This is a genomic window from Streptomyces sp. NPDC054770, from assembly GCF_053611985.1.
Window position 1 is genome coordinate 84,137 of record NZ_JBSHBL010000041.1, and the last position, 17,822, is coordinate 101,958.

15 protein-coding genes are annotated in these 17,822 nt (G+C 73.2%); 10 read left to right on the forward strand and 5 right to left on the reverse strand.

What is annotated here, in order from left to right; all coding sequences use genetic code 11:
• Positions 1-93: 93 nt before the first annotated feature.
• The 4 genes from ACWGKQ_RS30720 to ACWGKQ_RS30735 all read left to right on the forward strand — a co-directional run bounded on the left by ACWGKQ_RS30720 (position 94) and on the right by ACWGKQ_RS30735 (position 7,340).
• Positions 94-2,286: a bifunctional glycosyltransferase family 2 protein/CDP-glycerol:glycerophosphate glycerophosphotransferase gene (locus ACWGKQ_RS30720; RefSeq protein ID WP_453295259.1), complete on the forward strand. Its 2,193-nt coding sequence runs from the start codon at positions 94-96 to the stop codon at positions 2,284-2,286.
• Between the two features lie 6 nt (positions 2,287-2,292).
• Positions 2,293-4,485, forward strand: a complete 2,193-nt coding sequence (locus ACWGKQ_RS30725) for a bifunctional glycosyltransferase/CDP-glycerol:glycerophosphate glycerophosphotransferase (RefSeq protein WP_453295260.1) — start codon at positions 2,293-2,295, stop codon at positions 4,483-4,485.
• The gene (locus ACWGKQ_RS30730; protein WP_453295261.1) at positions 4,482-5,777 is read left to right on the forward strand and encodes a hypothetical protein; all 1,296 of its coding nucleotides are present in this window, start codon (positions 4,482-4,484) and stop codon (positions 5,775-5,777) included. Before ACWGKQ_RS30725 ends, ACWGKQ_RS30730 begins: the two co-directional genes overlap by 4 nt.
• A 72-nt stretch (positions 5,778-5,849) precedes the next feature.
• Entirely contained in the window at positions 5,850-7,340 is a 1,491-nt protein-coding gene (locus tag ACWGKQ_RS30735) for a hypothetical protein (protein WP_453295262.1), read from the forward strand.
• On the opposite strand, the gene ACWGKQ_RS30740 is transcribed toward ACWGKQ_RS30735, so the two are convergent.
• On the reverse strand, positions 7,330-7,746 hold the full coding sequence (locus ACWGKQ_RS30740; RefSeq protein WP_391388999.1) for an organic hydroperoxide resistance protein: 417 nt from the start codon (positions 7,744-7,746) through the stop codon (positions 7,330-7,332). The two genes, ACWGKQ_RS30735 and ACWGKQ_RS30740, sit on opposite strands and share 11 nt — an antisense overlap.
• Before the next feature lie 136 nt (positions 7,747-7,882).
• On the opposite strand from ACWGKQ_RS30740, the gene ACWGKQ_RS30745 reads away from it, so the two are divergent.
• The gene (locus ACWGKQ_RS30745; RefSeq protein WP_453295263.1) at positions 7,883-8,371 is read left to right on the forward strand and encodes a MarR family winged helix-turn-helix transcriptional regulator; all 489 of its coding nucleotides are present in this window, start codon (positions 7,883-7,885) and stop codon (positions 8,369-8,371) included.
• An 8-nt stretch (positions 8,372-8,379) separates the two neighbouring features.
• Here ACWGKQ_RS30745 and ACWGKQ_RS30750 read toward each other — a convergent pair whose 3' ends face one another.
• A complete protein-coding gene (locus ACWGKQ_RS30750; protein WP_453295274.1) occupies positions 8,380-9,924 on the reverse strand; it encodes a glycosyltransferase family 39 protein in 1,545 nt (514 codons plus the stop codon).
• Between the two features lie 250 nt (positions 9,925-10,174).
• Here ACWGKQ_RS30750 and ACWGKQ_RS30755 point away from each other — a divergent pair, with 250 nt between their 5' ends.
• Genes ACWGKQ_RS30755 through ACWGKQ_RS30765 form a run of 3 tightly spaced genes read left to right on the forward strand, consistent with a single transcriptional unit; the run spans position 10,175 to position 13,530 of the window.
• Positions 10,175-11,527: a glycosyltransferase 87 family protein gene (locus tag ACWGKQ_RS30755; RefSeq protein ID WP_453295264.1), complete on the forward strand. Its 1,353-nt coding sequence runs from the start codon at positions 10,175-10,177 to the stop codon at positions 11,525-11,527.
• A gap of 39 nt (positions 11,528-11,566) precedes the next feature.
• On the forward strand, positions 11,567-12,547 hold the full coding sequence (galE, locus tag ACWGKQ_RS30760; RefSeq protein ID WP_453295265.1) for a UDP-glucose 4-epimerase GalE: 981 nt from the start codon (positions 11,567-11,569) through the stop codon (positions 12,545-12,547).
• Positions 12,548-12,591: 44 nt separating this feature from the next.
• Positions 12,592-13,530, forward strand: coding sequence for an ADP-ribosylglycohydrolase family protein (locus tag ACWGKQ_RS30765; RefSeq protein ID WP_453295266.1), 939 nt, complete (start codon positions 12,592-12,594; stop codon positions 13,528-13,530).
• Between the two features lie 7 nt (positions 13,531-13,537).
• Here the strand turns inward: ACWGKQ_RS30765 and ACWGKQ_RS30770 are convergent, their stop codons facing one another.
• The 3 genes from ACWGKQ_RS30770 to ACWGKQ_RS30780 form a co-directional block, all read right to left on the reverse strand.
• Complete coding sequence (locus tag ACWGKQ_RS30770) at positions 13,538-14,464, reverse strand: RNA polymerase sigma-70 factor (protein WP_453295267.1); 927 nt, start codon at positions 14,462-14,464, stop codon at positions 13,538-13,540.
• A gap of 31 nt (positions 14,465-14,495) precedes the next feature.
• Complete coding sequence (locus tag ACWGKQ_RS30775; protein WP_453295268.1) at positions 14,496-14,873, reverse strand: DoxX family protein; 378 nt, start codon at positions 14,871-14,873, stop codon at positions 14,496-14,498.
• A 112-nt stretch (positions 14,874-14,985) separates the two neighbouring features.
• The gene (locus tag ACWGKQ_RS30780; RefSeq protein ID WP_361288589.1) at positions 14,986-15,612 is read right to left on the reverse strand and encodes a TetR/AcrR family transcriptional regulator; all 627 of its coding nucleotides are present in this window, start codon (positions 15,610-15,612) and stop codon (positions 14,986-14,988) included.
• 370 nt (positions 15,613-15,982) lie between these two features.
• On the opposite strand from ACWGKQ_RS30780, the gene ACWGKQ_RS30785 reads away from it, so the two are divergent.
• Both ACWGKQ_RS30785 and ACWGKQ_RS30790 read left to right on the forward strand, forming a co-directional pair.
• On the forward strand, positions 15,983-16,900 hold the full coding sequence (locus tag ACWGKQ_RS30785; protein ID WP_453295269.1) for an ABC transporter permease: 918 nt from the start codon (positions 15,983-15,985) through the stop codon (positions 16,898-16,900).
• Entirely contained in the window at positions 16,893-17,765 is an 873-nt protein-coding gene (locus ACWGKQ_RS30790) for an ABC transporter ATP-binding protein (protein WP_453295270.1), read from the forward strand. Before ACWGKQ_RS30785 ends, ACWGKQ_RS30790 begins: the two co-directional genes overlap by 8 nt.
• Positions 17,766-17,822: the final 57 nt, after the last annotated feature.

Consider the following 17,822-nt stretch of genomic DNA (forward strand, 5'->3'; position numbering starts at 1 on the left):
GCCCCCCAACACCTCGCGGCCCACCCCGTCCCGGCCGTCCACCTGGCGACCGACGGGAAGGCCGGGCCGCATGCACACCTGAGAAAGAGCAGCATGCCCCGCTTCAGCATCATCGTCCCGTCCCACGGGGTCGCCGGCCGGCTGTCCCAGGCGCTGGACTCGGTCCTCGCCCAGTCCTTCGGCGACCTGGAGCTGATCCCGGTCTGCGACGCGCCCGACGCCGCGGCCGCCTCGGTCGCCGCCGCCTACGCCGACCGGGACTCCCGGGTGACCCCGGTGCACTCACCGCCGTCGGCCGGGCTGAGCGGGGCCCGGAACACCGGGATGCGGGCGGCGCACGGCACGTACCTGCTGTTCCTCGACGGCGACGACGTGCTGGTCCCGGGTGCGCTGGCGCTGCTCGACGCCCGGCTCGCCGAGACCGGTGACGTGGACGTCCTGTATGCCGAGCACGAGCGCACGCCCTGGTGGGAGGGCGAACCGACGAACCCGGCGGCGCCTTTGCTGGCGGGCGTCCCGAGCGGCGCGTTCGCCCCGGACCGGGCGCCCCGGCTGACCGGCGTGGCGCTGCCGGCCTGGAGCGCGGTCTACCGCCGGGCCTTCCTGGCCGAACGGCGGCTGAGCTTTCCGGACGGGCACTTCACGGACCTCGGCTGGGGCGGCCTGACCACCGTCGCCGCCGAGCGGATCGCGGTGCTGCGCTCGGTGGTGGTACGGCACCGGCTGCGCCGGCAGGGCAGCCGGCTGAACCTGCCCGGGCCGCACCGGCACGAACTCCTCGACCAGGTGGAGCTGGTGCTGGAACGGGCCGCCGGACTGCCCGGCGAGCGGGCGCGGGCGCTGTTCGAGCAGGTCTTCGCGGTGGTGCTGAAGACGGCCGCGCGGCCGGACCGGATGCCGTCCGGGCACCGCGCGTTCTTCCGGCGGGCCCGACGGCTGCACCGCGCGCACCGGCCCGCCGGGTTCCGGATGCCGGGCGGCAGCGTGGGGGTGCAGCACCGGCTGCTCGCGGCGGGCGCGTACACGGCGTTCCGGGTCCTGCGCGGTACCAACCGGGTCGCGGCCGGGGCGGCCGAACGGCTGCCCCGCCCGCGCATGCCGCTCACCCGGCTGCGCTACGCCCTCGACCTGCGCCGCCCGCTGGACGCGAACCTCGCCGTGTACTGCGCGTACTGGGGGCGCGGTTACGTCTGCAACCCGGCCGCGATCCACGCCGTGGCCCGCGAACTCGCCCCGCACATCCGCTCGGTGTTCCTGGTCGAGGCCGGCCAGGAACACACCGTGCCGCAGGACGTCGAGTACGCGGTGATCGGCAGCCGCCGGTACTGGCAGGTGCTGGCCCGCGCCAAGTACCTGGTCAACAACGCCAACTTCGCCGAGGGGGTCGTCAAGCGGCCGGGCAGCGTGCACGTCCAGACGCAGCACGGCACCCCGCTGAAGAAGATGGGCGTCGACCAGTCGACGTACCCGGTGGTCGCCGCGCAGACCGGCAGCTTCACCAAGCTGCTCGGCCGCGTCGACCGCTGGGACTTCAACCTCTCCGCCAACCGCCACTCCACCCAGATGTGGGAACGCGCCTTCCCCGGCTCGTACCAGACCCTGGAGTACGGCTATCCGCGCAACGACGTCTACTACACGGCGTCCGCCCACGACGTGGTCCGGGCCCGGCGCAGGCTGGGCGTCCCCGACGGCAGGACGGCCGTGCTGTACGCCCCCACCCACCGCGACCACCACACCGGCTTCGAGCCCGGCCTCGACCTGGAGGCGTTCTGCGAGGCGGCCGGCGAGGACGTCGTCGTCCTGCTGCGCGCGCACTACTTCTACGACCGGGGCAGCGGCCGGGGCAGCGGCCGGGTCATCGACGTCACCGCGCACCGCTCCGCCGAGGACGTCTGCCTGGCCGCGGACGCACTGGTCACCGACTACTCCTCCATCATGTTCGACTACGCCAACCTGGACCGGCCGATCGTCGTCTACGCCGACGACTGGGAGGTCTACCGGCAGACCCGGGGCGTCTACTTCGACCTGATGGCCGAACCTCCCGGGCCGATCGCCCACACCCCGGAGGAACTGGCCCGGGTCTTCCGCGACGGCTCCTACCGGGGTTCGGAGTCCAGGGAGCTGCGGGCCCGGTTCCGCGCGCGCTTCTGCCAGTTCGACGACGGGCTGGCCGCCGAGCGGGTGGTACGGCGGGTGTTCCTCGGCCGGCCGCCGCAGGACATCCCGACGGTGATCCCGCTCGCCGAACGTCTGCCCGCCCCGGCCGCGACCCTCGTCAGGAGCTGACCGACCGTGCCCCGACTCAGTGTGATCATCCCCTGTTTCAAGGTGCAGGGCTTCCTGAGGGAGTGCCTCGACTCGGTCCTGGAGCAGTCCTTCCACGACATCGAGGTGATCGCCGTCGACGACCGCTCCCCGGACGGCTGCGGCGCGATCCTCGACGAGTACGCGGCCCGCGACCCGCGCGTGAAGGTCCTGCACCTGCCGGAGAACGTCGGTCTCGGCCGCGCCCGCAACGCCGGACTCCCGCACGCCACCGGTGACTTCCTCCTCTTCCTCGACAGCGACGACACCCTCACCCCGGGCGCGCTGCGCGCGATCACCGACCGGCTGGCGGAGACCGGCGACCCGGACGTGCTGGTCTTCGACTACGCCCGCACCTACTGGTGGGGCGGGACCCGGCGCAACGCCCTCGCCGAGCTGCTCGGCGCGACGTCGGAGGTGTTCACGGCGGCCGAACGCCCGGAGATCCTCGACCTGTTGATGGTGGTCTGGAACAAGGTGCAGCGCCGGGACTTCGTCGAGGAGAACGGCTTCCGGTTCCCGCCGGGCTATTACGAGGACACCCCCTGGACCTTCCCGGTCATGCTCAGCGCGGCCCGGATCGCCACCCTCGACCGGATCTGCCTCAACTACCGCCAGCGCCGGCAGGGCAACATCCTCTCCACCACCAGCCGCAAGCACTTCGACGTCCACGAGCAGTACAAGCGGGTCTTCGCCTTCGTCGACGCCCGCCCGGAACTGGCGGTCTGGCGGCCTTACCTGCACCGGAAGATGGGCGAGCACTGCCTGGACATCCTCGCCAAGCCGGACCGGCTGCCGCCCGCCGCCAAGGGCGAGTTCTTCCGGCGCACGGCGGAGCTGTACCGGGCGTTCCGGCCCGAGGAGACCGGGGCCGACCTCGGTGTGCTGGGCGGGTCGTACGCCTCGTACCGGCTGCGGCAGCTGGCCGGGCGGGCCGGCCGGGAGAGCGGGCGGCAGGCGCTGCGGGCGCGGCGGGCGGCGGGGGCCCGGGGCCGGCGCGCGCTGACCGGGCTGCGCGGCCTGCGTCCCCTGGACGAGGAGCTGGTCCTGTACTCGGCGGCCTCGCACCAGGGGCTGCGGGGCGACCCGGCGGCCGTGTACCGGGCGGCGCGCGAGATCGCCCCGCGGCTGCGCGGCGTCTGGGTGGTGCGGGACGCGGAGGTCGCGGCGGAGCTGCCGGCCGGCGTCGACCATGTGCTGCTGGACTCCCCGGAGTACCTGCGGCTGACCGCCCGCGCGAAGTTCTTCGTCAACGACGTCAACTGGCCCGGCACGCTGGTGAAACGGCCCGGCAGCGTGCACGTCCACACGCACCGGGGCACCCCGCTCAAGTACCTGGGCGCCGACCTGCTGGGCAAGCCCGGCGCCCGGCTCGGTTTCGACGTGCCGCAGATGCTGCGCCGGGCCGACCGCTGGGACCACAGCCTGGTCGCCAACCGCCACTCGGAGCTGGTGTGGGAGCGGGCCTACCCCTGCCACTTCGCGTCGGCCCGCACCGGCAGCCCGCGCAACGACGTCCTGGTCACCGGCGGCCCGACGGACTTCCGGGCCCGGCACGGCATTCCGGCCGACCACACGGTGGTGCTGTACGCGCCGACCCGCCGCGACTACGTCCGGGGCGGCCACGTCGACCGGATCGACCTGGCCCGGTTCGCCGCCGACCTCGGCGCGGGGCACACCCTGGTGGTCCGCCTGCATCCGGCCCTCGCGACCGGACCGGCGCGCGGGATGGGCCTGGCCGAGCTGCACCGGCGCGGAGTCCTCATCGACGCGACCGGCGAACCGCACGTCGAGGAGGTCATGCTGGCCTCGGACGCCCTGGTCACCGACTACTCCTCCGTCATGTTCGACTACGCCAACCTGGACCGGCCGATCGTCGTGCACGCCGACGACTGGCCCGCGTACACGGCGAGCCGGGGCGCCTATCTCGACATCACCGCCGAGGCACCGGGCCATGTCTCCCATTCCTACCGGGAGTTGGCATGGCTGTTCGCCTCGGGGGGCTGGCGCGACGAGGAGTCGGCAGGGCTGCGGGCCGACTTCCGGTCCCGTTTCTGCGAGTTCGACGACGGCCGCGCGGCCGAACGGGTCGTACGGACGCTGCTGCTCGGCGAGCCGATGCCGGAGCGGGCCCGGGTGCCCGGCCCGGCCGGCGCGCCCGGCCTGCCGGCGGCGACGTGAGACCGCGCACCTGGGTGCTGCTGCTGGCCGCCGTCTTCGCGGTGCTGCAACTCGCCACCGTCACCGGCCGGGACACACCCGACTCCAAGAACTACGTGTCGTACGCGCTGACCCTGGCCGGGGCGGGCAAGCGGGAGGCGGCGGCCGAGACGGCGGACTGGGCGTGCGCGGGCGAGGCGTCGGCGGCGGAGCGCGCGCAGCGCGTGGACGTGCTGCGCTTCCACGCGCCGAGTCCGGCCGGCCGGGTGTTCGCCGACTGCCGGGCCGGTGAACTGGGCCGGGTGGAGCGGCGGTTGCGGGCCGGGGGCGCGCAGACGGACGGGCACATCGCGCCGTTCGTGGCCCCCCGGCTGCGGCGGATCTTCGAGGTGCGGCCGGGCTATCCGGTGTTCCTGGTGCCGTTCGTCACCGTGTTCGGGGTGACGTGGGGGGTGTGGCTGGCGAGCGTGCTGGTCGCGGGCGCGGGCGGGGTGCTGGTCTTCCTGGTGCTGCGGACGGTGTCGGCACCGGTGCCGCTCGCGCTGACCGGACAGGCCCTGTACTACGTCCTGCCGGTCGGCACGACCGCGATGCGGCCGATGGCGGAGGGCCTGATGCTGGCCCTGACCCTGACGGCGGTGTGGGGCTGCGCGCTGGCCCTGACCGGGCGGCGGGCGGAGGCGGGGCGGACGGGTACGGGGACGGCGCTGGTGGCGGGCTCGCTGGTCGCGCTGTTCACCGTGAAGCATTCGCAGGCGCTCTTTCTCGGTGCGTGCCTCACCGGGGCCGCCGCGATGGTCGCGCTGTGGCGGCTGCGGCACGGGCGGCGCCCCGGGCGCGGGGTGACCGCGATCGCGGCGGTGGGCTGCGGGGCGGTCGCCGGCACCCTGCTGCTCGCCCGGCTGCTGCACTACCCCGCCGAGGCGGAGAGCGTGCAGGACCTGCTGACCGGCCACTACACCCACCCGGACCGGCCCCACCCCGGGCGGGAGTTCCTCCATCTGGAGTTCGACTTCTGGGCGGAGTGGCTGCGCCGGCAGCTGACGGAACCCCTGTTCCCGGCCGCGCTGGCGGCCGGGGCGTGGGGAGCTCGGCGGCGGCCCGCCTTCGGTGTCTTCCTGCTGGCGGCCGCCGGGACCGGGATCCTCACCCAGGCCGGGCATCCCGACATCACCATCGGCGGCGACCGGCTGATCGTGCTGGCCTGGCTGCTGCCGGTGGTGGGCGTGCCACTGCTCCTCGAACCGCTGGTGCACCGGCCGGTGCCGGTTCCCGCGCAGGGGTCGTCGAGGGCGGTCGGCATCACTCGATGAGGTGATGGACGGCAACGCCGTCGGGGCGGACGGGAACACTTGGCAAATGGTCCGCCCTGTCCGATTCCTCCGGTGAGCACCGGCGCCCTGCTCCGGCGCACCACCCGCGGCTCCACCGCTCTGCGCGGCGGCCGGGTCCGCAGGCTCACCCCGTACCAGGTCTTCGGCCTGCTGTTCTGGCTGCTGATGACCCTGGCGTACTGGCGGGTGCCGCCGTGCTGCGAGGCCGGGCAGCACGCGGCGGCGGTGGCCCGGCTGCGGGCGGGTCTGGCGGGCCCGGCCGTGTCCCCGTACGTGCTGGCGCAGGGTGCGCTGGCGCGGCTGACCGGGCTGAGCGGCTGGCAGCTGCTGCGGGTGTGCGGCCCGCTGAACCTGCTGGTGCTGCTGACGGGTCTCGGCCGGCTGGTCCGCGTGCTCACCCCGCGCCCGTGGGCTCCGGTGCTGGCGCTGGCCTTCGTGTCCGTGCTGTGGGGGACGCGACCGGCGTGGGGCGGGGACTCGCTGGCTTTGCTGCCGCTGACCGGCAGCCTCGGTTACCCGTCGGCGTTCGCCCTCGGCCTCGCCCTCTGGGCCTGGGCCCTGACCGGCGCCCGCGCCCGCGATCTGCGCCGGGTGCGCTATGTCGGCCCGAGCGGCCTGCGCAGCCTGTCCGGGTACGCGGCCCTCGGACTGCTGTACGGGGCGGTGGCGCTGGTCGACCCGGTGACCGGGGTGGGCGCGGCGGCCGGGGCGGTGGCGTTCGTGGCGGGGTGGCAGCGGGGGTGGCGGGGCGGGGTGTGGGGTCGGTGGGCCCTGATGTGCGCGGTCACGGTGGCAGCGCTCGCTGTCGGCACGCACGCGCGCGTGCTGCCACTGTCGCCGTCACCGTACGAGCCGTACCCGTCATACGCGCCGTACGACGGGCTGACCGGGCTGACCGGGTTGGCCGGCCAGTGCTGGCTGGCCCTGCTCGGGGTGCCGGCGCTGTGGCTGCGGGCCCGGCGGGCGGCCGGGTCGGCGGGGCGAGCGGCGGCGGGACCCGGCGCCTGGCGTGATCCGCTCGTACTGCTGTTCGCTCTGGAGTGCCTGGTGCTGGCGTACAGCCGGCTCGTCGGGGTGCTCGGGCTCGCGCTGCTGGCGCCGCAGTGCGCGCTCGCCGTGGAGCTGGCGGCGCAGCGGCCCTGGCCCGGCCGGCGGCGAGCGCTCGGCTGGGCCGCGGCCGGCGGGGTCTGCCTGGGCTTTCTGGCCGCGCAGGCCGGAGCGGTCGTACCGCGCTCGGTGGACCCGGTCGGCTTCGTGCAGCCGCCGCGCTGGCCGTCGTACGACTGGGCGGCCCGGCACATCGGCCCGGGGGAACCGGTGGCCACGGACGCCTACTACGCCGTCCGGCTGCTTCCCGGCTACGGCATCGACCTGGCCGACGGCCACGACCACCGCTCCCGGGTGCGCTGGCTGCTGCTGACGCGGCGGGAGCGGCTGCCCGCGGAGGCGGTGGTCGTGGACTGGAGCAGGCGGACCGGGGAGGTGCTCGCGCGGCTCACCCGGACGGGGGAAGCGTCCCCGACGCCGTTGACTACTCGATGACCAGCTCGACCGGGATGTTGCCCTTGGTGGCCTTGGAGTAGGGGCAGAACTCGTGGGCCTGGTGGACCAGCTTCTCGCCGGTCTCGTTGGCGAGCGCCTCGGGGAGCTCGACGCGCAGGGTGACCTTGAGCGCGAAGCCGCCGTCGGACTCGTCCTTGCCGATGCCGACCTCGGCGGTGACGGAGATCTCGCCGGTGTCGACCTTGGCCTGACGGCCGATGGCGCCGAGGGCGCTGGCGAAGCAGGCGGCGTAACCGGCGGCGAAGAGCTGCTCGGGGTTGGTGCCCTGGCCGTTGCCGCCCAGCGCGGGCGGGAACGCCAGCGTGAGGTCCAGCTGCCCGTCCGAGCTGACCGCCCGTCCTTCCCGGCCGGTGGCGGTGGCGGCTGCCGTGTAGATGGCGTCCATGGAAGACCATCCCTCTCGAAGTACTCGAAGTATCGGTGTTCCGGCGGCTCCCGTTCCGGCCGCCCTCACGACCACAAGTAGAGCACACAACTCAATTGCGCACAACTAAATGACCCGCAAGCGCTACCCTTGAGCCATGAGCGTGACGACCCCGACCCCCAGCCCCGCCGCCGAGGCGGAGTGGCTCCACCTGGACCGCCAGATCTGCTTCTCCCTGCACGCCGCGTCCCGCGCCTTCAACGGCGTCTACCGCGTGATCCTCAAGGACCTCGGGCTCACCTACCCGCAGTACCTGGTGATGCTGGTGCTGTGGGAACAGGGCGACCTGCCGGTCAAGAAGCTCGGCGAACACCTGCGCCTGGACTCCGGCACCCTGTCGCCGCTGCTCAAACGCCTGGAGGCGGCGGGCCTGGTACACCGCGAGCGCAGCACGCGCGACGAACGCTCGGTGGAGGTCCGGCTGACGGAGGAGGGCACCGCACTGCGGGAGCGGGCGCTGGAGGTACCGCGGAGGATCGTGTCGGCGACGGGGTTCGACGTGGAGGAGATCCGGAACTTGAAGGAGCGCCTGGACCAACTGACGGGAACTTTGGATGCGGCGGCCGCGGAGGAAGGGGCGCGCTGAGCGCCCCTTTAGGGGCGCGGGGCTGTTGTCGATGTGCGGCTGCCGCCGCGTGGGCGCGACCAGCCCCCACCCGCCCGCAGCCCGGACTCCTCCGAACCCACCCGAATCGGCCGCACATACAACCTCACAGCAACCCGATCAATCACCATCTCCTCCCGCAGCACGAACTGCTGGTTCAGCACGGCGAACTTGGCCCGCTCCGTAGCGAGCCGCGGCCGATACCCGCGCACCAGCGCGTACTTCTCCATCACGGCCCACACCTCATCCGCCCCCGCCAACCGCCGCCGTAGCGTCCCCGCCCCCACCTCACGCCCGTACAGCGTCCCGGACTCCGCCCCCGGCTCGGCCAGTGCAACGTCCTTCGTGGCCTTGAAGTCGGCGGGATACGCAAGCTCCGCCCCGCGCGCATGGGCCGGCAGGAACAGCACGGGGTCGCCGGGCCGCAGCGTACGGGCCACGGCCGCCGCGACCGCGCCGAGGTCGTCGGGCCGGGTGCCCGGCACCCGGTCCGCCCGCAGCAGCGGCACCTGGTGGGTGAAGGCGAGGGCGATCGCCAGGACCCCGGCCAGGGTGAACGCGGGCGACCGGGGCACGGCCGCGGCGCCCTGGGGCCAGAGCCGGCCGAGTGCCCTGGCGACCCGGTCCGCGCCGAGCGCCACCAGCAGCGGCCCTCCGGCGAGCGCGTACAGCACATACCGGTCGACGTACAGCGGCGTGAGCTGCGAGGCCAGCATCAGGGCCACCGGCGGCAGCACCGCGAGCGGCAGCGCGACCGCCGCGAGGGTCACCTCGCCGCGCCGGCCCACCAGCCGCGTCAGCCCGAGGAGTCCGAGCGCCAGGCACACCCAGTACACCCGGTCGGTCGGTCCGAGGTACTGGCGCAGCAACTCCTGCGCGGTCTCCACGTCCGGCTCCCGCAACCAGGCCACCTGGGCCGACTGCCCGTGCGAGACCACGACCATCGGCAGCAGCGACAGCGCCACGCCCCCGGCCGCGCAGCCCCACCCCCGCCACACCCTTCCCGACGAACGGGCCAGCGCCAGAGTTCCCGCGTGCGCGAGCAGCAGCAGGACGGCGAACTCGTGCAGCCAGCAGGTGACTCCGAGCACGGCGCCGTACCGCCACCAGGCCCGCCGCTCCTCCTCCCGCACCGCCCGGACGAAGAGCAGCGTGGCGCCGGTGGCGCCGGCGGCGACCAGGGCGTACGAGCGGCCCTCCTGCGCGTAGTGGCCGACCAGCGGGGTGACCGCGTACAGCAGCCCGGCCCACAGGCCGACGCGCGGCCGGGCCAGCCGGGTGCCGAGGACGGCCAGCAGGCCCGCGGTGACGGCCGACGCGCACACCGAGGGCAGCCGCAGGACGACCTCTCCGGGGTGGCCGGGATCGGCGGCGAGGACGACGTGCATCAGCAGGTAGTACAGGCCGTGCACCGCGTCCACGCCGTGCAGCAGCCGCCAGATCTGCGGGACCGTGCGCCGGGCCACCTGGTAGGTGACGGCCTCGTCGCGCCACATGCCGCCGCGGTGCAGCCCCCAGAGCCCGACCGCGAGCATCGCCGCCGCCGGGACGGCCACGGCGAGGACCCGGGTGGCCCCCGGCCATCGGGGCGGACCGCCCAACGGGCGCGGCCGACTCCGTGGAGCCGGCCGGCCGTCCTGTGCTGTTCGTGTCGTTCGCGGATGTGCTTTTACGAGAGGCCCGATACTCACCACGGCCCGATCTTTTGCGATTAGCCAACCTTTGCCGGGTATTGACGGCGTATCGGCATGGATACACCATCCGCGCGGCTTACGCTCGCCGTTGATGAATCGCCGCCCGCACTTCCCGCTCCCGCGCGTCCCGTTCGCCCCGGCTGTTCGACTCCCGCGTCTCCGCCGCCCGCCCGGCCTCACGCGTCTCCTCTGCCTCGCCGCCGCCTGGGCCGCCACGCGCACGCTGATGCTGTGGCTCCTCGCCCACAACAACGAGCGACTCCTGGGCCACGGATCGGTCGCGCGCGAAGTGTGGCGGCTGTACTTCCACTGGTACGGCGTGCTGTCGCACGGCGCGTTCCCGGCGCACGACACGTTGTGGCAGTACCCGCCGGGCGCCGGCGCCGTGCTGCTCGCGCCGGGTCTGGTGCCCGGACTGAGCTACTTCCAGGCGTTCGTGGCGCTCACCCTGGCCACCGACGCGCTGATCACGGCGGCGCTCGCCCGCGCGGGCACGCGCCCCGGCCGCACCCTGCTCGGCGCGGCCTTCTGGACCGGCGGCCTGCCCCTGCTGCTGCACCTTCCGCTCGCCCGCTACGACGTGGAGGTCACCGCCTTCGCCGTGCTCTCCCTGCTGGCGCTGTCGCGCTCCACGCGCGCGTGCGGTGCGCTCGCGGCGCTGGGCGCGCTGGTGAAGGTGTGGCCGGCGCTGGTGCTGCTCGGCCTGGAGCGCGGGCGCCCGACGCGCACGGCGTGGCTGTCCGCGGCCCTGACGGGGACGGTGACCCTCGCCGCCTTCGTCATGTCGTTCCGCAACCCGCTCGCGTTCCTCCGTCAGCAGGGCGGCCGGGGTGTGCAGGTCGAGTCGCTCGGCGGGACCGCGCTCAGCCTCGCGCGGCACGCCGGCTGGCCGGGCACGACCCGCTACCAGTACGGCGCCGTCGAACTGGTCGGCCCGCATGTGCGCGCGATCGCGACCGCCTCCCTCGCGCTCACCGCGGCCTCCTTCGCCCTCCTCCTGCTGTGGCGGGTACGGGCCCGGCACTGGACTCCGGCGACCCCCTACGACGCGGCGCTGAGCGCCGTGCTGCTCTTCACCGTCACCAGCCGGGTGATCAGCCCGCAGTACATGATCTGGCTGCTCGGCCTGGCCGCCGTGTGCCTGTCCTCGCAGCACACCAGCCAGCGTCCGGTCGCCGCCCTGATCGCGGCGGCGACCGCGCTGAGTGCCGTCGCCTATCCCGCGTTCTACGCCGAGGTCGTCCACTGCACCTGGACCGGCTGTCTGCTGATGCTCGCCCGCAACGGCCTGCTGGCCACCGCCGCCGTGCTCTCCCTCACCCGCCTGTGGCGCGCCACCCGCCGCCGGGAGAGCACGCCACGTGTCCGCGCGGCCGCGGTGAGCCAGGCCGGCCGTCCACGGATGTCGGCGGCACCTGCTTCACTGAGGGGTGACCGCGGCTGACGAACACCACGGGCCGACCGACGGAGGGGACCTCCATACATGACCTGGCTGATCACCGGCGGCGCTGGCTACATCGGGGCGCATGTCGTACGCGCGATGGCGGCGGCCGGCGAGCGGACGGTGGTGTACGACGACCTGTCCACCGGCATCGCCGAACGCCTGCCGGAGGACGTGCCCCTGGTGACGGGCTCCACGCTCGACGGTGAGAAGGTCGCGCGCGTGCTGGCCGAGCACGAGGTGACCGGGGTCGTGCACCTGGCGGCGAAGAAGCAGGTCGGCGAGTCGGTGGACCGCCCGCTGCACTACTACCACGAGAACGTCGAAGGCCTGCGTGTCCTGCTTCAGGCGGTGACGGAGGCACGGGTCCCGTCCTTCGTGTTCTCCTCCTCCGCGGCGGTCTACGGGATGCCGGACGTCCACCTGGTGACGGAGGAGACGCCGTGCGTGCCGATGTCGCCGTACGGCGAGACGAAGCTCGCGGGTGAGTGGTTGGTCCGCGCGACGGGCCGGGCCACAGGTCTGGCCACGGCCTCGCTCCGCTACTTCAACGTGGCCGGCGCGGCCCGCCCCGAGCTCGCCGACGTGGGCGTCTACAACCTCGTCCCGATGGTCTTCGAGAAGCTCACGGAGAACGCGCCGCCGCGCATCTTCGGCGCCGACTACCCGACGCCGGACGGCACCACCATCCGCGACTACATCCACGTGGTGGACCTCGCCGAGGCCCATGTGGCCGCCGCCCGCGCCCTCCAGGCCGAGCCGGGCCGCACACTGACCCTCAACATCGGGCGCGGCGAGGGCGTCTCGGTCCGGGAGATGATCGACCGCATCAACGCGGTCACCGGCTACGACCTCCCGCCGGTCGTCGCCCCGCGCCGCCCCGGCGACCCGGCCCGCGTGGTCGCCTCCGCCGACCGCATCACCACCGAACTCGACTGGAAGGCCAAGCACGACGTCCAGGACATGATCACGTCGGCCTGGGCAGGCTGGGTACGCCTGCATCCGGAGTCGGCCCGGACCTGACCCGCCTCCGGAAGCGGCCGGGGCCGACCCCGTACCCTGCGGGCATGCCTCGCCCGCTCCGCCGCGACCGCGCCCTGGGCGCCGTCATCGGTTCCGCCGCCGGTGACGCCCTGGGCGCGCCCTTCGAGTTCGGCCCCGAGGGAACCTTCTCCGCACGGTTCCCGACGGCCGGTCACGGCGGCGAGATGTGCGGGGGCGGAGGCTGGGAACCGGGCGAGGCGACCGACGACACGCAGATGGCGGTGCTCGTCGGGGAGTCCCTGGCGGAGTGCGGCGGGCTGGAACTCCCGGACGTCTTCGGGCGGTTCCGGCGGTGGGCGGCGGCCGGCCCGAAGGACATCGGCCTGCAGACCGAGGCCGTGCTGAGCAGCGGCGACCCGTGGGACCTCGCCGCCGCCCTGCACTTCCAGACCAGCCAACGTGCCGCGGGCAACGGCGCGTTGATGCGCGCCGCGACCTCCGGGGTGTACTTCGCACCCCTGGGCCGGGACGGCACGATGGACGCCGGACGGCGGCTGGCCGCGCTCACCCACGGGGACCGGGCCGCCTGGGAGGGCACCGCGATCCTCCACGAACTGCTGCGGGTCGCCCTGGCCGGAGACGACCCGCTGGCCGCCGTACCGGAAGCGCTGGCAGCGGTCCACCCCGACCACCGGGACCGGTACGCCACCGTCCTCGCCCCCGCCTGGCACCCCGACCTGGCGACCGAGTTCAACGGCGCCGTGTGGCCCTGCCTCGGCTCCGCGGTCTGGGCGCTGCGGACCACCTCCTCCTACGAGGACGCCGTCCGGGCGGCCGTCGACCTGGGCGGCGACACGGACACCGTCGCGGCGGTCACCGGCGCCCTGGCCGGTACCGTGCACGGCGTCGGAGCCGTACCGGAACGGTGGACGGAGGTCCTGCACGTGCCGTTGCCGGGGTTCGGTGACCGGGTGCTGCGGACGGCGGGCCTGGCGGCGCTGACCCGGCGGCTGGGGTCGTGAGGTCGCGTCACTCTGGGGTTCTGCGGGCCTGTTTGGCTTCCTCGGCGATGGCCCAGGCGTCCGCCACCGGGCCCACGTGGGCGAGTTTGTCGGGGTTGAGGACCAGGCGGATCGCCTGGACCCGGCCGTCGAGGACGTCGAGGGAGAAGGTCTGGAGGACCCGGCCGTGGCGGTCACGGAAGATCGCGCCGGGCTGGCCGTTGACCTCGTGGCGCTCGCAGGTCACCTCGATCCGGAACAGCAACGGGATGACGGCGGCGAGGAGACGGGCCACGTTCTGGGCGCCCAGCACCGGGTGGGCCAGCTGCGGGGCCTTGCCACCGGCGTCGCTGACCAGCGACACGTCGGCGGCGAGCAGATCCTGCAGGCCGGCCAGGTCGCCTTCGTGGAGGGCCTCGAAGAAGCGGGCGGCCAGTTCGTCGCGTTCCCTGCGGTCCGCCTCGAAGCGGGGGCGGCCCTCGGCCATGTGGCGCCGGGCCCGGACCGCCAGCTGACGGCAGGCGGCCTCCGAGCGGCCCACCGCCGAGGCGACCTCGGGGAAGCCGAAGTCGAACACCTCGCGCAGCACGAAGACGGCGCGTTCCAGAGGGCTGAGCCGCTCCAGGAGCAGCAGGGCCGCCATCGACACCGAGTCGGCCAGCTCCGCCGACCGCACCGGGTCCTCGTAGGGGTCGGCGAGCAGCGGCTCGGGGAACCACGGGCCGACGTACTCCTCGCGCCGGACCCGGGCCGAGCGCAGTACGTCGATCGAGATCCGGGTCACCGCGGCCGACAGGAACGCCTTCGGCGATCTGACCTCGGTCGGCGAGCCGGCGAAGCGCAGCCACGCCTCCTGGACGGCGTCCTCGGCCTCGCCGACGCTGCCCAGGATCCGGTACGCGATCGAGAACAGCAGCGGCCGCAGCTCCTGGAACTCCTCGGTCCTGTTCTTCATGTGTCCCTCCCCCTTGTCCCGTCCCGTCCCGTCAGAACGAGCCCGGGCCGAACCGGCCCACCGCGACGACCAGCGCCAGCGCGAGATACACCAGGTTCAGCGCCACGAACGCCCGCTCACCACGCCGGCCATGGGTGATCATCGCACCGATCATCAGCAGGACCCAGGCGCCGGCGGTCACCGGCACCAGGACCGGTGCGATGCCGCTGACGGCGGGCAGGACCAGGCCCGCCGCGGCCAGGAGTTCGAGGATGCCGAGCGTCCGCACGAAACCGTCGCCGACGTCGCCGGTCCAGCCGCCGCCATGGGCCGCGGCCAGCTTCTCCCGCGGTACGAACGTCTTGCTGATCCCACCGGCCAGTGCCACCGCGGCGAGCAGTCCGGCGGCGATCCACAGCGCGAGGTTCATCGTCCACTCCCTGATCGAGGATGCCTGCGCCTCTACGACGAGACGGCCGCGCCGCCTGTGACATCCCGGGCCGAGTGGGCTTCCCGGCCGACCGGCTCCGCGGCCGACCCGCTCACAGCGCCTTCAGCGCCTCCGTGGTCCCGCGGGCCAGCGCCGCCAGGTAGCCCTTCGGCAGCTTCGGGGTGCGGATCACCACCGAGCGCCAGTACAGCGGGCCGGAGATCAGGTCCATGGCCAGGTCGTCGTCGAGGCTCTCGGCGAGCTCACCGCGCCGCTGTGCCGCCTCGATGATCTTGCTGGCGACGCCCTCCTGGCCCTCGCGCAGCGTCTTCTGCATGGCCTCGGCGATGTCGGGGTTGCGGGCCGCCTCGGCCTGCAGGTCCGGGATGATCTGCGAGGCGACCGGGTGGCGCAGCGCGCGGGAGGTGACCTCGTACAGCAGTCGCAGGTCGCCCTCCAGGGAGCCGGTGTCGGGGACCGGCAGGCCCAGCACGGCGAGGGCCGAGACGACGTCGAGGACCAGGTGCAGCTTGGAGCGCCAGCGGCGGTAGACGGCGGTCTTGCCGACGCCGGCGCGGCGCGCGATGCCCTCGATGGACATCCGGGCATACCCGACCGCCGCGAGCTCCTCGAAGACGGCGGCCCGGATGGCCTCGGTCACGTCCTCTCGGAGGACGGCCGCCCCGGCGGGGGCTCGTCGGCGCGGACGCGTCTGGGACTCCTCGGCGTTCGTCGTCATGCCCCCAGCATAGGGGCGTAACGACGAAACGGTTGCGTTCCGACGACACCTCGACACGAGGCCGCCACCCGAACGCCGCAACGCCGACCTGCTGAACACGCCCCAGCTCACCGCCGTACCGAACACGTGCCCGCACCGCAACGCAACGAATCGGTCCCGCCTCGACCTCGAACGTGTGACGATCCACAGCCACCCGTGACGACGAAACGGTTGCGTTCCGACGCCGAATCGGCCTACGCTCCCGTTGCGACGATACGGTCCCGTCCCGACGTAAGAAAACGTGAAGAGAAGCGTAAGGAAACTTCGGGTGACGGGCCCGGCCCCAGCCGGACGCCGCAGCACCCCCACCCCCCGAGTGAAAGCAGCGGATGTGACCCAGGTTCTCCACACACCGCCCCCGGCCCCGGTCACGGCCGAGGACGACCTCGCGGCGCTCGCCGCCCGGTACGGACTCTCGGTCAGCGGCGCCCGTCCCTCTCTGCCGGCGTACATCCGCCAACTGTGGGCGCGGCGGCACTTCATCGTCGCGTTCGCCACCGCCAAGCTCACCGCCCAGTACGCACAGGCGAAGCTCGGCCAGGTCTGGCAGATCATGACCCCGCTGCTGAACGCCGCGGTGTACTACTTCATCTTCGGCATCCTGCTGGGCACCAAGAAGGGCGTCCCGGACTACATCCCGTTCCTGGTCACGGGCGTGTTCATCTGGACGTTCACGTCGAGCTCGATCATGACCGGCACCCGCGCGATCGCCGGCAACCTCGGTCTCGTCCGCGCCCTGCACTTCCCGCGCGCCGCGCTGCCCATCTCCTTCTGCCTCCAGCAGCTCCAGCAGCTGCTGTTCTCGATGGCCGCCCTGGTCGTCATCCTGCTCTGCTTCGGCGTGCCGGTGGCCGCCTCCTGGCTGCTGGCGATCCCGGTGCTGATCCTGCAGTTCACCTTCAACACCGGCATGTCGCTGATCATGGCCCGCTGGGGCGCCAAGACCCCGGACATCTCCCAGCTGATGCCGTTCGTGCTGCGCACCTGGATGTACATCTCGGGCGTCATGTGGAACATCGACAAGCTGACCAAGAACCACCACGGTCTGCCGAGCTGGGTGAACCCGGTACTCAAGGACAACCCGGCCGCCGTCTACATCGACCTGATGCGCTACGCCCTGATCGACAGCTTCCACTCCAACCAGCTGCCGCCGCACGTGTGGATCGTCGCGACCGGCTGGGCCCTGGTCATGGGCGTCGGCGGGTTCATCTACTTCTGGAAGGCTGAGGAGACGTACGGCCGTGGCTGAGAACGTGAGCGACACCCCCATCCCCACCGTCGTCGTCGACAGCGTCGACATCGTCTACCGGGTCAACGGCACCGGCTCCGGACGCGGCTCCGCCACCGCCGCCCTCAACCGCATGCTGCGCCGCAAGGACGCCGAGAAGGCAGCGGGCACCCGCACGGTGCACGCGGTCAAGAACGTCTCCTTCGTCGCCTACAAGGGCGAGGCGATCGGCCTCATCGGCACCAACGGCTCCGGCAAGTCGACCCTCCTCAAGGCGGTCGCCGGCCTGCTGCCCGTGGAGAACGGCGCCATCTACACCGACGGCCAGCCCTCCCTCCTCGGCGTCAACGCGGCCCTGATGGGCGACCTGACCGGCGAGAAGAACGTCTACCTCGGTGGCCTCGCCATGGGCATGTCCCGCGAGGAGATCAAGGAGCGCTACCAGGACATCGTCGACTTCTCCGGCATCAACGAGAAGGGCGACTTCATCACCCTCCCCATGCGCACCTACTCCTCCGGCATGGGCGCCCGGCTCCGCTTCTCCATCGCCGCCGCCAAGGACCACGACGTCCTCCTCATCGACGAGGCCCTGGCCACCGGTGACGCGTCCTTCCGCATGCGGTCCGAGGAGCGCATCCGCGAGCTGCGCCAGCACGCGGGCACGGTGTTCCTGGTCAGCCACAACAACAAGTCCATCCGCGACACCTGCGAGCGGGTGCTGTGGCTGGAGCGGGGTGTGCTGCGCATGGACGGGCCGACCGAGGACGTCCTCGCGGAGTACGAGGCCTTCACCGGCGACAAGTCCGACAAGACGAAGGCGGCGCCCAAGCAGAAGACCGCGCCGCCGAAGCAGGCCGATGCCCCGAAGGTCGCCCAGCCTTCCTGAGGCGGACCGAGCAGACCGAGCAGGCCTACGACCGTGAGCCGCGCCGTTGCCCTACGG

What these genes read in the sequence shown, in the direction of transcription:
- ACWGKQ_RS30720 (WP_453295259.1), top strand. Translation starts at nt 94, where the DNA reads ATGCCCCGCTTCAGCATCATCGTCCCGTCCCACGGGGTCGCCGGCCGG.
- ACWGKQ_RS30740 (WP_391388999.1), bottom strand. Translation starts at nt 7,746, where the DNA reads ATGGACGCCATCTACACGGCAGCCGCCACCGCCACCGGCCGGGAAGGA.
- ACWGKQ_RS30745 (WP_453295263.1), top strand. Translation starts at nt 7,883, where the DNA reads ATGAGCGTGACGACCCCGACCCCCAGCCCCGCCGCCGAGGCGGAGTGG.
- ACWGKQ_RS30750 (WP_453295274.1), bottom strand. Translation starts at nt 9,924, where the DNA reads ATGCTCGCGGTCGGGCTCTGGGGGCTGCACCGCGGCGGCATGTGGCGC.
- ACWGKQ_RS30755 (WP_453295264.1), top strand. Translation starts at nt 10,175, where the DNA reads ATGAATCGCCGCCCGCACTTCCCGCTCCCGCGCGTCCCGTTCGCCCCG.
- galE (WP_453295265.1), top strand. Translation starts at nt 11,567, where the DNA reads ATGACCTGGCTGATCACCGGCGGCGCTGGCTACATCGGGGCGCATGTC.
- ACWGKQ_RS30765 (WP_453295266.1), top strand. Translation starts at nt 12,592, where the DNA reads ATGCCTCGCCCGCTCCGCCGCGACCGCGCCCTGGGCGCCGTCATCGGT.
- ACWGKQ_RS30770 (WP_453295267.1), bottom strand. Translation starts at nt 14,464, where the DNA reads ATGAAGAACAGGACCGAGGAGTTCCAGGAGCTGCGGCCGCTGCTGTTC.
- ACWGKQ_RS30775 (WP_453295268.1), bottom strand. Translation starts at nt 14,873, where the DNA reads ATGAACCTCGCGCTGTGGATCGCCGCCGGACTGCTCGCCGCGGTGGCA.
- ACWGKQ_RS30780 (WP_361288589.1), bottom strand. Translation starts at nt 15,612, where the DNA reads ATGACGACGAACGCCGAGGAGTCCCAGACGCGTCCGCGCCGACGAGCC.